12 protein-coding genes and 2 pseudogenes are annotated in these 14,848 nt (G+C 63.9%); all 14 read left to right on the top strand.

Annotated elements, in window-relative coordinates; all coding sequences use genetic code 11:
• Positions 1-170: 170 nt before the first annotated feature.
• Positions 171-407 (top strand): annotated as a pseudogene (locus tag ACW9UR_RS14950) (transposase); the annotation flags it as partial.
• 6 nt (positions 408-413) lie between these two features.
• A pseudogene (locus ACW9UR_RS14945) lies at positions 414-1,010 on the top strand (IS6 family transposase); the annotation flags it as partial.
• A gap of 239 nt (positions 1,011-1,249) precedes the next feature.
• Positions 1,250-2,254, top strand: a complete 1,005-nt coding sequence (locus ACW9UR_RS14940) for a Gfo/Idh/MocA family protein (protein ID WP_458917824.1) — start codon at positions 1,250-1,252, stop codon at positions 2,252-2,254.
• The gene (locus tag ACW9UR_RS14935) at positions 2,251-3,822 is read left to right on the top strand and encodes an acyl CoA:acetate/3-ketoacid CoA transferase (protein WP_458917823.1); all 1,572 of its coding nucleotides are present in this window, start codon (positions 2,251-2,253) and stop codon (positions 3,820-3,822) included. Before ACW9UR_RS14940 ends, ACW9UR_RS14935 begins: the two co-directional genes overlap by 4 nt.
• Positions 3,819-4,586 carry an enoyl-CoA hydratase/isomerase family protein gene (locus tag ACW9UR_RS14930; protein WP_458917822.1) on the top strand — a complete coding sequence of 256 codons (768 nt, stop codon included), beginning with the start codon at positions 3,819-3,821 and terminating at the stop codon, positions 4,584-4,586. Before ACW9UR_RS14935 ends, ACW9UR_RS14930 begins: the two co-directional genes overlap by 4 nt.
• A 4-nt stretch (positions 4,587-4,590) precedes the next feature.
• Entirely contained in the window at positions 4,591-6,117 is a 1,527-nt protein-coding gene (locus ACW9UR_RS14925) for an aldehyde dehydrogenase family protein (protein WP_458917821.1), read from the top strand.
• Between the two features lie 48 nt (positions 6,118-6,165).
• Positions 6,166-7,413, top strand: coding sequence for an ABC transporter substrate-binding protein (locus ACW9UR_RS14920; protein ID WP_458917820.1), 1,248 nt, complete (start codon positions 6,166-6,168; stop codon positions 7,411-7,413).
• 84 nt (positions 7,414-7,497) lie between these two features.
• Positions 7,498-8,394 carry a carbohydrate ABC transporter permease gene (locus ACW9UR_RS14915; RefSeq protein ID WP_458917819.1) on the top strand — a complete coding sequence of 299 codons (897 nt, stop codon included), beginning with the start codon at positions 7,498-7,500 and terminating at the stop codon, positions 8,392-8,394.
• Complete coding sequence (locus tag ACW9UR_RS14910; protein ID WP_458917818.1) at positions 8,394-9,272, top strand: carbohydrate ABC transporter permease; 879 nt, start codon at positions 8,394-8,396, stop codon at positions 9,270-9,272. The genes ACW9UR_RS14915 and ACW9UR_RS14910 overlap by 1 nt, the downstream gene beginning before the upstream one ends.
• Positions 9,273-9,276: 4 nt before the next feature.
• Positions 9,277-10,389: an ABC transporter ATP-binding protein gene (locus ACW9UR_RS14905; RefSeq protein ID WP_458917817.1), complete on the top strand. Its 1,113-nt coding sequence runs from the start codon at positions 9,277-9,279 to the stop codon at positions 10,387-10,389.
• A complete protein-coding gene (locus tag ACW9UR_RS14900) occupies positions 10,386-11,903 on the top strand; it encodes an FAD-dependent oxidoreductase (protein WP_458917816.1) in 1,518 nt (505 codons plus the stop codon). Before ACW9UR_RS14905 ends, ACW9UR_RS14900 begins: the two co-directional genes overlap by 4 nt.
• 9 nt (positions 11,904-11,912) lie before the next feature.
• Positions 11,913-13,496, top strand: coding sequence for a GMC family oxidoreductase (locus ACW9UR_RS14895; protein ID WP_458917815.1), 1,584 nt, complete (start codon positions 11,913-11,915; stop codon positions 13,494-13,496).
• A gap of 9 nt (positions 13,497-13,505) precedes the next feature.
• Entirely contained in the window at positions 13,506-13,835 is a 330-nt protein-coding gene (locus ACW9UR_RS14890) for a Dabb family protein (RefSeq protein WP_458917813.1), read from the top strand.
• Positions 13,832-14,845, top strand: a complete 1,014-nt coding sequence (locus ACW9UR_RS14885; protein WP_458917812.1) for a LacI family DNA-binding transcriptional regulator — start codon at positions 13,832-13,834, stop codon at positions 14,843-14,845. The genes ACW9UR_RS14890 and ACW9UR_RS14885 overlap by 4 nt, the downstream gene beginning before the upstream one ends.
• Positions 14,846-14,848: the final 3 nt, after the last annotated feature.

Here is a 14,848-nt window from a genome sequence, read left to right as displayed (position 1 = left end):
CTGGCCTTCGGCCAGTGCGCCTCGACGCGCGCCAGCTATCGTGGAGCGCACGCGCCAAGGCGCCACGCAGACCCCAGCCGTTGAGGACTATTCCACCGGTTCACTGACCCATTTTGCTCCGGGATTGACATATGGCCGAGGCCGATTGTCCGTTCCAGGGATAGGTCGAGATCGACGAGAGCTATGTCGGTCCCTCCCGCCAGCGCGGCCAGCCGGGTCGCGGCGCGGCGAGAAAGACGCCGGTCTTCGGCATTCTCGAACGCGGCGGCCGTGTCCACTGCCAGATCGTGAAAAACTGTTCGAAAACAACGCTTCAGGCTATCGTCGAGGGCCGCGTCGAGCTCTCTGCCGAGATCAGCACCGACGGCTTCCGCAGCTACGACGGGCTGGTCGAAGCGGGCTTCTCGCGGCATCTGCTGCGTGAGCGCGGTATCGATGTCAGCCACGATACGGTGCGCTATTGGTGGTATCGCTATGGACCGATGTACGCGGCCGAGATCCGGAAGCGGAGGATCGAGGGTTTGAAGTCGAGCCGTTGGCGGTGGCACCTGGACGAGATGTTCGTGAAGATAGATGGCGAGCGATACTACCTTTGGTGCGCTGTTGATCACGAAGGCGAGGCGCTGGAAAGCTTTGTCACCAAGACCCGCGACAAGAAAGCAGCGCTGAAATTCCTAAGAAAGGCATTGCGCAAGCATGGGCGTCCTGAGGTCATCGTGACCGACAGGCTTCGGTCCTGCGGCTCCGCTTTGAAGGAAATCGGTTCTGCCCATCGCCAGGAAACGGGGCGCTGGGCAAACAACGGGGCTGAGAATTCCCACCTGCCATTCCGACGGCGAGAACGAGCCATGCAACGCTTCCGGCGGATGCGAAGCTTGCAGATATTCGCTGCCGTCCACGCCTCAGTCTCCAACCATTTCAACCAGGAACTCAGCCTCTCAAGTAGAGACAATTTCAAAGCCCAGCGAACCGCAGGTCTCGGCGAGTGGCGGGCGCTTTGTGCCGGGTAAGTACATGTTATCGGCGGAGCACTGAGACTGGTTAGAAAAGGTCTGCCAGCACCTATTAAAGTACTTGACCGGGTCGCGTTTCGTCTTGCGAGGACGCTACTTAGCACCGGCGCCGTCGAAAATCAGGTTCCACTGACATCGCCACCCTCGCGTTGCAGGCCACCTATCCACGGACACTTGACAATAATAGAACGTTCCAATAACCATCTTGGAACGTTCTAATACCGGGGAGGGAGTCGATGAACTGGCTTTTGATCGGCGCCAGCACGGTCGCGTCACAGTATGTGATCAGCGCGATCCGCGCGCAGCGGGGCGGGGAGGCGATCAGGCTTGTTTCCGGATCCGCAAGGCGTGCCAAAACATACGCAGCCGGACACGGGATCGCCTCTTCAGGCACAGATCTGGCAGAGGCGCTCGCCGATCCCGAAGTCGAGGCGGTCTACATCTCCTCAACGAACGAAAAGCACTTCGACCAGGCGATGGCGGCGATCGCCGCGGGTAGGCATGTGCTTTGCGAAAAGCCGTTGGCGATGACGCTAGGTGATGCCCGTACGATGGTCGAAGCGGCAGAGGCTGTGGGCGTCGTCTTCGCCACCAACCACCACCTGCGCTGTTCTGGCAGTCATCGCGCGATGCGTGCTCTGATCACTGCGGGGCGGATCGGCAAGGTGCTTTCGCTTCGAATCTTCCACGCGGTGCACCTGCCGGAGAATCTTCAGGGGTGGCGGATCAACGATGCGAGCGCTGGCGGTGGGGTGATCCCCGATATCACCGTGCATGACGTAGACGTGACGCGTTTCCTGCTCGGCGAGGATCCGGTGTCGGTCGTTGCGCAAATGGTGGCCTCGGGCATGGGGCAGGGCGTCGAGGACAGCGCGATGTCGGTCTGGGCGATGCCCTCGGGCGCCATGGTCATGAGCCATGAGAGCTTCACGCATCCCTACGCGGGCAGCGGGCTGGAGGTGCATGGCACCGAGGGATCGATCTTCGCGAATGGCGTGATGACACAGCAGCCGGTCGGCGAGATCGAGTTGGTGACCGCCGATGGGCGCGAAGCCGTCAGCTATCCGGACCACGATCTCTACACCCAGGGGCTCGCGGATTTCTATGCCGCCGTGAAGGGCGAAGGTCGGCCCGCTGCGTCCGGCTGGGACGGGGTGAAGTCGCTGGCTGTGGCCATGGCCGTGCGGGAGGCGGCGCAGACCGGCGTCCGGCAGATCGTCGACTACGGAGATGGATCATGAGCAAGGTCGTCAGCGCAGCCGAAGCGGCGGGTCGGGTCTCGGACGGGGCGACCGTAACGGTGTCGTCCTCTTCGGCGCTGGGATGTCCGGATCTGGTCCTGAAGGCGATCGGCGAGCGCTTCGATGCCGAGGGCCATCCGCGAGATCTGACCACACTGCACCCGATCGCCGCGGGGGACATGTATGGCGTGAAGGGTATGGACTACATCGCCAAGGACGGGCTGCTTGGCAAGGTTTTGGCTGGGTCGTACCCCTCTGGTCCGTCAAGCCTGCCGATGCCCGAGATCTGGCGGATGATCGTCGAGGATCGTGTCGCGGCCTATAACGTCCCCTCCGGCATCATGTTCGATATGCACCGCGAGGCCGCCGCGCGCCGCCCCGGCGTGCTGACCAAAATCGGCTTCGACACGTTCGCCGACCCGATCCGCGAAGGCTGCGCGATGAACCCGAAGGGAGAGGCCGAGCCGATCGTACGGCGGGTCGAGTTCGATGGCGAAACCTGGCTGCATTTCCCGAATATCATCCCGGATGTCTGCGTCTTGCGGGCGACCACCGCGGACGAGTTCGGCAATCTGACCTACGAGCACGAGGGCGCCTATCTCGGCGGGCTGGAGCAGGCGATCTGCGTCCGAAACCACGGCGGTATAGTGATCGCGCAGGTCTCGCGGGTGACGGCGCGCGGCTCGCTTCGGCCGCATGACGTGCGGGTGCCCGGGCACCTTGTGGATATGGTGGTGATCGACCCTGATCAGAAGCAGACATGCGAGACGCCCTATGATCCGGCGATATCGGGGCAGATCATGCGGCCCTGGTCGAGCTTCACTACGCCAGATTACGGCATCGAGAAGGTGATCGCCCGCCGCGCCGCGCAGGAGTTGAAGGGCGGCATGGTCGCGAACCTCGGCTTCGGTATCTCGGCCGTGGTGCCGCGCATCCTGCTCGAGGCAGGGCATCCCGACGCCGTCACCTGGGCCATTGAGCAGGGCGCCGTGGGGGGCATGCCGCTGACCGATTTCGCCTTCGGTTGCGCCTCGAACGCCGACGCCTTCGTGCCTTCTCCGCAGCAGTTCATCTTTTTCCAGGGCGCGGGTTTCGACATGTCGTTCCTGTCCTTCCTGGAGGTCGACATTGAGGGCAACGTCAACGTCTCGAAACTGTCGAAGAAGCCCTACCTGACCGCAGGTTGCGGTGGTTTCGTCGATATCACCAGCCAGGCGCACAAGGTCGTCTTCTCGGGCTGGTTCGAGGCTGGTGCGCAGGTCGAACTGACCGAGCAGGGCGTCAGCATCGCCAAGCCCGGCAAGTTCACCAAGATGGTGGAGAAGGTCGAGCATGTGACCTTCTCGGGCCGCCGGGCTCGGGAACTGGGGCAGGACGTACTCTACATCACCGAGCGCTGCGTGATGCGGCTAGGTGAGACCGGTTTGATCGCGACCGAAATCATGCCCGGGATCGACCCCGAGCGGGACATCGTCGCCGCCTCGGAGGGTCGCGTCACGATCGCCGAGAACGCGCAGCGGATGCCGTTGAGCCTGCTTTCCGAAGCGCCGATGGAGTGGCGGCCATGAGCCGCGTTTCCTTGGAGATCACCGGTGGGGTCGCGCTTCTGCGACTCGAGAATGCCGCGAAGATGAACGCCTTCACGGTCGAGATGCTGGCCGATCTGGAGGGCCATCTGGCGGCGCTCGACCGGAACGCGTCGGTTCGTTGCGTGATCCTGACCGGCGAGGGCGAGCGGGCGTTCTGTACCGGGGCGGACATCAACGGCTGGGGCGACCTGAGCCCCGCCGAGTTCGCGCGCCGCTGGGTGCGCGACGGCCACCGGATCTTCGACGCGCTGGCGCGGCTGTCGAAACCGACGATTGCCGCGCTCAACGGTCACGCCATGGGCGGCGGGCTGGAGCTGGCCGCGGCCTGCGACATGCGCGTGATGGCCCCGCGCGCGACGCTGGCCCTGCCCGAGGCGCGGGTTGGCATCGTTCCCGGCTGGTCGGGTACGCAGAGACTGGCGCGGCTTTTGCCCGAACCGGTCATCAAGGAGATGGCGCTGTTCGGCCGCCGGATCCCTTCGGATCGCGCGCTGGCGCTGGGTTTCGCTGCCGAGGTCTCAGACGACGTGCTGGCGACCGCCCGCGAGATCGCCGGTGCGGCCGCCGTGCTGTCCCCGCGCGCCGTGGAGATCACCAAGAACATGATCCATGCCGGTGCGGGCGAAGATCTGGCGGCAATGATTGAAGCCCTGGGCGCTGCCGGCATCGCTGCCAGCGAGGACCGCGACGAGGGCGTCGCGGCGTTCCGCGAAAAGCGGCCTCCAAACTTTTCGGGAAATTGATCTGATGCTTGACCTGACCGTCCTTTCCGACGCCGAACTGCAACTCCCTGCCGAGCCGGTGCGATTGCAGCACTTTATCGACGGTACTTGGCGCGACAGCGCGGACGGAGCCACGTCCCAGCGGATCGCGCCGTCGCATGGCAAGGTAGTGAGCATCGCTGCGAAAGGTGGAGAGGCGGAGGCTGATGCCGCCATCGACGCCGCCCGCGCGGCCTTTGACGACGGCCGCTGGAGCCGGATCTCGGCCAAGGAGCGCGCGGCTGTCCTGCTGAAGGTTGCCGACCTGATCGAGACTTACGCCGAGCGTTTCTCGATGATCGAGACGTTGGAAAGCGGCAAGCCGATCTCGCAGGCGCGGGGAGAGGTTTCGGGCGCGGCGGACTTATGGCGTTATGCGGCGTCGCTAGCGCGCACGACGCAGGGCGACAGCCACAACACGCTGGGCGAGGACATGCTCGCCATGGTACTGAAAGAGCCGATCGGCGTCGTCTCGATCATCACGCCGTGGAACTTTCCGTTCTGGATCCTCAGCCAGAAACTGCCTTTCGCGCTGGCCGCCGGTTGCACCTGCGTGGTGAAGCCCTCGGAAGTCACGCCCTCGACCACCGCCATGCTGGCCGAGCTTCTGGCCGAGGCCGGGCTGCCGGCGGGCGTCTGCAACATCGTGCTGGGCTTTGGCCAGCCCGTGGGTAGTCGGCTTTCCACGCATCCCGACGTGGACATGGTGACCTTCACCGGCTCGACCGCGGTGGGCAAGACGATCTCGGAACTGGCCTCGGGCACGCTCAAGAAGGTCGCGCTGGAACTGGGCGGCAAGAACCCGCAAGTGATCTTTCCGGATGCTGACCTGGACCAGGCCGCCGATGCGGTGACTTTCGGCGTCTATTTCAACGTCGGTCAATGCTGCAATTCCTCGAGCCGGATCATTGTGCACGAGGACATCGCCGACGCCTTCGTCGAGCGCGTGGTCGCCCTGTCGCGCAAGGTCGTCTTCGGCAACCCGCTGAACCCCGAGACACAGGTTGGCGCCATCGTGACGCCCGAACATCAGCAGAAGATCGACGGCTACGTCCGCGAGGCGGTCGAGGCCGGGGCCGAGGTCTGCTTGGGTGGCGGCTCGATGACCGTGCCGGGGCTGGGGACGCAGTTCTATCAGCCGACGGTCGTGCGCGGCGTGACGCCCGACATGGCCATCGCCCGCGACGAGGTATTCGGCCCCGTGCTCTCGGTCCTAACGTTCCGGACGCTGGAAGAGGCGATCGAACTGAGCAACGACTCGAGTTACGGCCTTTCTGCCGGTGTCTGGAGCGAGAACGTGCACACCTGTCTTTCCTTTGCACGGCGCGCAGAGGCCGGTACCGTATGGACCAATACCTGGATGGACGGCTTCCCCGAGATCGCGTTCGGCGGCATGAAGCAGTCCGGCCAGGGACGGGAGATCGGACGCTACGGTTTTGAAGAATTCCTCGAGGTGAAATCGGTCGTGATGCGCATCGGTCGCACACGCGCGCCTTGGGTGAAGGATCTCTGACGTCGTCAGGGCACTATCGGAGACACGCATAGAACAGGGAGGAACCTCATGCGTAAACTCGGAGCAACGGGCGCGGTACTCGCGCTGATGGCAAGCACCACCATGGTGAAGGCCGCGGATGTGGAAGTGCTGCACTGGTGGACCAGCGGTGGCGAGGCCGCAGCGCTGAACGTGCTCAAGGAAAAGCTTCAGGGCCAGGGCATCGGCTGGGTCGACATGCCGGTCGCTGGTGGCGGCGGTGAAGCGGCGATGACCACGCTGCGTGCCCGCGTCACCGCAGGCGATCCGCCGACCGCCGTGCAGATGCTGGGCTTCGACATCCAGGATTGGGCCGCTGAGGGCGTTCTGGGCAACCTCAACGAGGTCGCTGAGGCCGAGGGTTGGGACGCAGTCGTGCCGGAGGCCCTGCAGGCCTTCGCAAAATACGATGGCAACTGGATCGCCGCGCCGGTGAACGTGCACTCGACCAACTGGGTCTGGGCCAACAAGCGGATCCTTGAAGAGCTGGGAATCGCGCAGCCGACCACATGGGAAGAGTTCGTCGCCGCCATGCAGGCCGTGAAGGATTCGGGGAAGGTCGCGCTGGCTCACGGTGGGCAGGCTTGGCAGGACGCCACCATCTTCGACGGTGTCGTGATCTCGGCGGGTGGGCCGGAGTTCTACAAGCAGGCTTTCATCGACATGGACTACGACGCGCTGTCGTCCGACACCATGATCGAGGCGTTCAACCGCATGGAGACGCTGCGCTCCTTCGTGGACGACAACTTCTCGGGCCGCGACTGGAACCTGGCCTCGGCCATGGTCATCAACGACGAGGCCGCCTTCCAGATCATGGGCGACTGGGCGAAGGGCGAGTTCCTGAACGCAGGCAAGGTCCCAGGCGAGGACTTCCTTTGTTTCCGCCTGCCGGGTTCGGCCGGGTCGGTGACCTTCAACTCTGACCAGTTCGCGATGTTCGGCGTCGGTGACGATGATGCGGCCGCGGCCCAGGCGCAGATGGCCTCGGACATCATGAGCCCAGAGTTCCAGATCGCGTTTAACAAGGTTAAGGGCTCGGTCCCGGCGCGCACCGATGTGGATGGGTCGGATCTGGACGCCTGCGCCCAACAAGGCATGGAAGAACTTGCCGCTGCGGCCGAGGCTGGCACGTTCATGGGCTCGATGGCCCATGGCCACGCCAACCGCGCTGCCGTGAAGAACGCGATCTATGACGTGGTGACCGCGCACTTCAACGGTGAGTACGACTCCGCCACGGCCGCAGAAGAACTGGCCAACGCAGTCGAAGGCGCAATGTAAGACCGCCTCGGGGTGGCGGGTCTACCCGTCACCCCATCCTCATGAATCACGAGACCGTCTTCTGGCGGGCAGGGAGGTATTGCAATGACGACGACGAGCGCCCCACCAGATTTCCGTACGCGATTGCAGGACTGGCTGCCTCGGCTGGTACTCTCGCCGTCGATTGCGATGATGTTCGTCTTCGTCTACGGCTTCATCGTCTTCACGATCTACCTCAGCTTCACCGACTCGCGGATGCTGCCCAGCTATGACTGGATCGGGGTCGAGAATTACGTGAAGCTCTGGGGGCTGAGGGCCTGGTGGACCGCGGTCATTAACCTCGGAATCTTCGCCTCGCTATATATCGTGATCTGTACGGCGATCGGGTTGTCGCTGGCGATTTTCCTCGACCAGAAGATCCGTGGCGAGGGACTACTACGGCCGATCTACCTCTACCCGATGGCGCTGAGTTTCATCGTCACCGGTACTGCGTGGAAATGGATCATGGATCCCGGCATCGGCATCGAGAACACGATGCATCTGTGGGGTTGGGAAAGCTTCGAATTCCGCTGGATCAAGGATCGCGACATGGCGATCTACACGGTGGTGATCGCCGCCGTGTGGCAGACTTCGGGCTTCGTGATGGCGATGTTCCTGGCCGGGCTGCGCGGTATCGACAACGAGATGCTGAAAGCAGCCCAGATCGACGGCGCGTCGAACTGGAACCTTTACCGCCGGATCGTGATCCCGCTGCTGCGCCCGGCCTTTCTGTCGGCCTTTGTGATCCTCGCTCACCTTGCGATCAAGTCCTACGACCTGATCATTGCACTGACCGGCGGCGGACCCGGCCGCGCGACCGAGCTGCCCGCGACCTTCATGTACTCCTACACCTTCACCCGGAACTCGATGGGCATCGGCGCTGCCAGTGCGGTGATCATGCTGATGTCAATCGCGGCGATCATGACCCCGTATCTCTACGCCGAGCTGAAGGAGAAGAAGTGATGTCAGTGGCGACGCAAGACACCGCCGTCCGGACGGGCCGCATCACCCGAACCTTCATCTACGTGTTCCTGCTGCTATTCGCACTGTTCTACCTGATGCCGCTGTTCGTGATGGTGGCGAACTCGCTTAAGCCGCTGAGCGAGATCACCGAGGGCAATATGATGGCGCTTCCGAGGGTCTGGACGCTCGAGCCCTGGGCGCAGGCCTGGTCCTCGGCGCAGATCGGGGTGGAGCCGACGGGCCTGCGGCCCTACTTCCTCAACTCGATCCTGATGGTGGTACCGGCGGTCGCAATATCGACCGTGCTGGGGGCGCTGAACGGCTATGTGCTGACCAAGTGGCGCTTCAAGGGCGACAGCATCCTCTTCGGGCTGCTGCTGTTCTCGTGCTTCATCCCGTTCCAGATCGTGCTGATCCCGATGGCGATGATCCTCGGCAAGCTGGGTCTGGCGGGCTCGATCCCGGGGCTGATCCTGGTCCACGTGGTATACGGCATCGGCTTCACCACACTCTACTTCCGCAACTACTATGCGGCCTTCCCGACGGAGTTGGTGCGGGCCGCAATGATCGACGGGGCCGGGTTCTTCCGGATTTTTTGGCGGATCATGCTGCCGGTCTCCGGACCGATCGCCGTGGTGTCGATCATCTGGCAGTTCACCAACATCTGGAACGACTTCCTGTTCGGCGCGTCGTTCGGCGGTCAGAGCCAGCCGATGACGGTGGCGCTGAACAATCTTGTGCAGTCCTCCACCGGCGTGAAGGAATACAACGTCCACTTCGCCGGTGCCATCCTGGCCGCTCTTCCCACCCTGCTCGTCTACATCGTGGCCGGACGCTACTTCGTCCGCGGCCTGATGGCGGGCTCCGTGAAAGGATAATCCGATGGGCTTTCTCGATATCAACAACGCAACCAAGTCCTACGGAAACGTCGAGGTCCTGCACCAGGTCGACATCGCGGTCGAAGAGGGCGAGTTCCTCGTGCTGGTCGGCCCTTCGGGCTGCGGCAAGTCCACGCTGCTGAACATGATCGCGGGGCTCGAGACGGTGACCTCGGGCGACATCGCGATCAAGGGCCGCGTGATCAACAACGTGCACCCGTCGAAGCGGAACATCGCGATGGTTTTCCAGAGCTACGCGCTGTACCCGAACATGACGGTCGGGCAGAACATCACCTTCGGGCTCGAGATGCACGGCGTGCCGAAACCCGAGCGCGAGAAGGCGCTGAAGGAAGTCGCGCAGCTTCTGCAGATTGACCACCTGCTCGACCGAAAGCCGGGGCAGCTGTCGGGCGGCCAGCGGCAGCGTGTCGCGATGGGGCGCGCGCTGGTGCGCGATCCGGACGTATTCCTCTTCGACGAGCCGCTCTCGAACCTCGACGCCAAGCTTCGCGTCGACATGCGGACCGAGATCAAGAAGCTGCACCAGAAACTGCGCACCACAATCGTCTACGTGACGCATGACCAGATCGAAGCGATGACGCTCTCGACCCGGATCGCGGTAATGTTCGGCGGGTACGTCCAGCAGCTGGGCACGCCGAAGGAGATTTACGACGCGCCCGAGAACGTCTTTGTCGCGACCTTCATGGGCAGCCCGGCCATGAATGTAATGCCAGCCAAGGTGAAAGTTCTGAACGGTGTGCCCCATGCCGCCTTATCCGATGCCGACGGGCAAGAGGCGCTGTTGCGCTTCAGCCAACCGCACATGTCGGCCTGGGACGGGCGGGACATCCTGCTGGGTATCCGCCCCGAGGCGATCACCGACCCGGATGGGGCAGATCGGAACTCGAGCAACATCGAGACCCTGCGCAACCGGATCGGTGTCACCGAACCTTCGGGCGCGGACACGTTCGTAACAATGACGCTTGGGGGCAAGGATGCCGTAGGTCGGATGCGTGCCGATGCACAGGTCGCCGCGGGCGATATCTTCGAGTTCGCGGTCAACATGGAAAAGGCGGTCGCTTTCGACCCCCAGACCGAAGCTCGCATCAAGCCGTGACAGCGCCCGACGTCCTCATCATCGGCTCCGGTATGGGGGGCGCCACGGTCGCGGCGTCGCTTGCGCCCACCGGGCGCCGCATCCTGATCCTCGAACGGGGACACTTCCTCCGCCCCGCGCCCGAGGCCCGGGATGCGGACGCCATCTTCGCGCGTGGCGTCTATCGCCCGCGCGAAGTGTGGCTCGATGGGCAGGGGCGGCCGTTCAATCCCGGCAACTACTACAACGTCGGCGGCAACTCGAAGTTCTATGGCGCGGTGCTGATCCGCTATCGGGCCGAGGATTTTGCGCCGCTGCGTCATATGGGCGGCACGACCCCCGGCTGGCCGATCTCTTATGACGAGATCGAGCCGCACTACCAGGCGGCAGAGGACCTGTATCAGGTTCGGGGCGTCCTCGGCGAGGATCCGACCGAGCCACGCCATTCCGGCGTCTACGCCTTTCCACCGGTGCCCGACGAGCCCGCCATTGCCGATCTGCGGCGGCGTCTGGCTTCGAAGGGGCTGCACCCGTCCTCGCTGCCGTTGGGGGTCGATATCGGCCGCTGGCTGGCGCATGGACAGACGCCTTGGGATGCCTTTCCCGATACCTGCGGCGGCAAGATGGATGCTGAAACGGCCGGTCTGGCGCGGGCGCTGTCGCATGAGAACGTGGAATTGCGGACCGGGACGAAAGCGACGCGGCTGTTGGCCGGCCCGGATGGCCGGATCACCAGAGTCGAGGTCGAGACCGCCGATGGCCCCGAGCGGCTTGCCGCGCCCGTAATCGTGCTGGCCGCCGGTGCGGTGCAGAGCGCTGCGCTGTTGCTGGCCTCGGCAGATTCGGCGCATCCTTCAGGGCTAGCGAATGCCTCCGACCAGGTGGGCCGGAACTTCATGAACCACAATGCCTCGGCATTGTTGGCGTTGCATCCATTCCGCCGCAATCCTTCTGTCTATCAGAAGACCCTGATGCTGAACGATTTCTACCTGACCGGCGGGCCGAATGGCGAGCCGTTGGGCAATCTTCAGTTGCTGGGCAAGATCTCGGGCACGATCCTGGCGGCCAACTCGCCGCTGGCGCGCCCGTTGGCGCGCTGGATCGCCGAGAGGTCGGTGGACCTTTACGCGATTTCCGAGGACCTGCCCAATCCCGAAAGCCGGATCACGCTGAAGGACGGGCAGATCTGCTTGGACTGGAAGCGCTCGAATTGGGACGCGCACCTGGCGCTGGTCGCGAAGCTGAAGAAGACGTTGCGCAAAGCGGGTTATCCGGTCGTACTGGCAAAGGCTTTCGACCGACGCACGCCATCACATCAGTGTGGCACGGCGCGGATGGGCAACGACCCGGCGACGAGTGTGGTCGACGGCTTCTGCCGCAGCCACGATCACCCCAACCTCTACATCACCGACGCCTCGGTCCTGCCGACCTCGGCGGCGGTGAACCCGGCGCTGACGGTCGCCGCGCTGGCACACCGGGCTGCCGGGCATATCGCAGGAAACATTACGCCAGCCAACGCGGCTGTGGCGCTCTGAGGAGGCCCCATGGGCTCTTACGATTTCATCATCGTCGGCGGCGGCTCGGCCGGTTCGGTCGTGGCATCGCGGCTTAGCGAGGATCCGGCCAACCGGGTCCTCTTGCTGGAGGCGGGGCCGACGGACCGGCACCCGTTCTATCACCTGCCGGCCGGTTTCGCGAAGATGACCAAGGGCATCGGTTCGTGGGGGTGGGAGACGGTCCCGCAGCGGCACATGAAGGACAAGGTGTTCCGCTATACCCAAGCCAAGGTGCTAGGCGGGGGCTCGGCGATCAATGCCCAGATCTACACACGCGGCAACGCGCAGGACTACGATGACTGGCGGCAGATGGGCTGCGAGGGCTGGGGCTATGACGACGTGCTGCCCTATTTCCGCAAAGCCGAGGACAACGACACCTACGAGAACCGCTATCACGGCAAGGGTGGCCCGCTGGGCGTCAGCCAGCCGATCGCGCCGCTGCCTGTCTGCGAGGCCTATTTCGAGGCGGCGGCGGCCCTTGGCATTCCGCGCAACGAGGACATCAACGGTGAGAAGCAGGACGGCACCTGCTACTACCAGCTGACCCAGCGCAACGCCCGACGGTCGTCCGCGGCGATGGCCTATCTCGGGCCGATCCGTGGCAAGCGGCAAAACCTCGAGGTGCAGACCGGCGCCGCGGTCCGGCGGCTGGTGATCGAGAAGAGCCGCGCAACCGGCGTCGAATTGATGGACGGCACCCGGTTGGACGCGACCAGCGAGGTGGTTCTGTCGTCCGGCGCCATCGGCTCACCCCGTCTATTGCAGCTTTCGGGGATCGGCCCGGCGGATCACCTGGAGGAACTGGGCATCCCTGTGGCCTACGACCAACCTGGCGTCGGCGCAAACCTGCAGGACCATCTGGACCTCTATTGCATCTGCGAACTCTCGGGGCCTTACAGCTACGACCGCTATGCCAAGCCGCAATGGGCGGCAGTCGCAGGGCTGCAATACCTGCTGACGCGCAAGGGACCGGTGGCGTCCTCGCTCTTCGAGACAGGGGGATTTTGGTATGCGGACCCCGACGCGCGTTCGCCGGACATCCAGTTCCACCTTGGGCTGGGAACCGGAATCGAGCATGGCGTCGCCTCGATGCCGATGGGCGGGATCACGCTGAACTCGTGCTACTTGCGTCCACGCTCGCGCGGCACGGTGCGTTTGCAATCCTCGGATCCGGCCAAGGCGCCGCTGATCGACCCGAATTACCTGCAGGACCCCCGCGACCGCGAGATGTCGATCACCGGTCTAAAACTCACGCAGGAGATCCTGGCGCAGAAGCCGCTCGAGTCCTTCATCCTGGCAGAGCGTCTGCCGGGGCCCGAGGTAAAGAGCGACGACGACTACTACGACTTTATCTGCGAGCACTCCAAGACCTCGCACCATTGCGCCGGCACCTGCCGCATGGGGCCCGATACCGAGGCGGTCGTGGACATCCGCCTCCGTTTCAACGGGATCGACAGGTTGCGCGTGGTCGACAACTCGATCATGCCGACGGTTATTTCCTCCAACACAAACGCCGCGGCGATCATGATAGGTGAAAAGGCCGCCGACATGATCCGCGAAGACAATGCCTGAGGTGCAAACGTGATCCGCCATATCGTCCTGGTACGCTTCAATCCTGATCTGCCGGCCGCTGAGATCGACGATATTTTCGCCGAACTGCACCGGATCGAGGACAAGGTTCCCGGTCTGCTGGCGATCCACTCGGGCCGCTCGGAAAGCCCCGAGAAGATCGAGCGCGGCTACATGCACGGGTTCACCGCCGATTTCATGGACTGGGATGCGCTCGACGCCTATCAGGGGCATCCAGACCACAAGAAGCTGGGCGCGCGCTTGGTCGCGAACGCCGTGAACGGGCTCGACGGGATCCTGGTCTTCGATCTTCCCTTCGAAGCGGGTGTTTCGGCGGCATGACGGACCGGCGGCCCACCATCATTGACGTTGCGCACAGGGCAGGGGTCTCCAAGTCAACTGTCAGCCTCGTGCTCCGCAACAGCCCGTCCGTGAAAGCGGAAACGCGCGAGCAGGTGCGCAAGGCGATGGCGGAACTGGACTATGTCTACAATCGCTCGGCGGCAAACCTGCGCGGCTCCGGCGCCGGATTGATCGGGCTTGTGATCAATGATCTGCGCAACCCGTTCTACACCGAGTTCGCGATTTCAGTGCAGATGGCACTGACCGACAAGGGCTTCGCAACAGTGCTGGCGAACACCGACGAGAGCACCGCTCTGCAGGCGCAGGTGGTCGGCGCAATGATCGAGCACGGGGTTTCGGCGGTCATCATCACACCGACCTATGGCGACGAGAATGGCGGCTACGAGGCGATCGCCCGGGCCGGCATTCCCGCGATGCAGGTTTTGCGCCGGTCGGAAATGGCGCCGGAGGTTCCTTTCATGGCGCCGGACTATCCGACCGGGGGCCGAATAGCGACCGATCATCTGCTGGAAGGGAAGCCCAAACGCATCGCCTTCGTCGGCGGTGTCGAGGGGCGCAGTGTGACCGTCGAGCGCAGTTCAGGCTATCTCGCGGCGCTTGAGGGGAGTGGGATCGCGCCGCTGGTACTGCCCGGCCGTGCCAGCAGGGCCTTTGGCCGCGAGGCCGCGTTGGCGCTGGCTCGCGAGCACCCGGATGTGGATGCAGCGATCTGCTTCAACGACCTGGTGGCGATCGGTCTGCTGTCGGGTTGCGCAGAAATCGGCCGCGCCGTCGGTCCTGGCGGGCTGAGGGTCGTTGGATTCGACGATATTGAGGAGTGCAGCCAAGTCTGGCCTCCGCTCACCTCGGTCAGTTGCGACATTGCCGGGTTCGGCGAGGCCGTGGCGACGACAATGCTGGCTTGGCTGAATGACGGGACAAGGCCTCCGCCCACGCGGCTGAGCCCGGTCGAGATACGGATCCGGGCCTCCAGCGCGCTCGAAACCTGACAA

The sequence above is a fragment of the Halovulum sp. GXIMD14794 genome (assembly GCF_054457455.1).
This window is presented reverse-complemented; position numbering and strand designations above follow the sequence as displayed.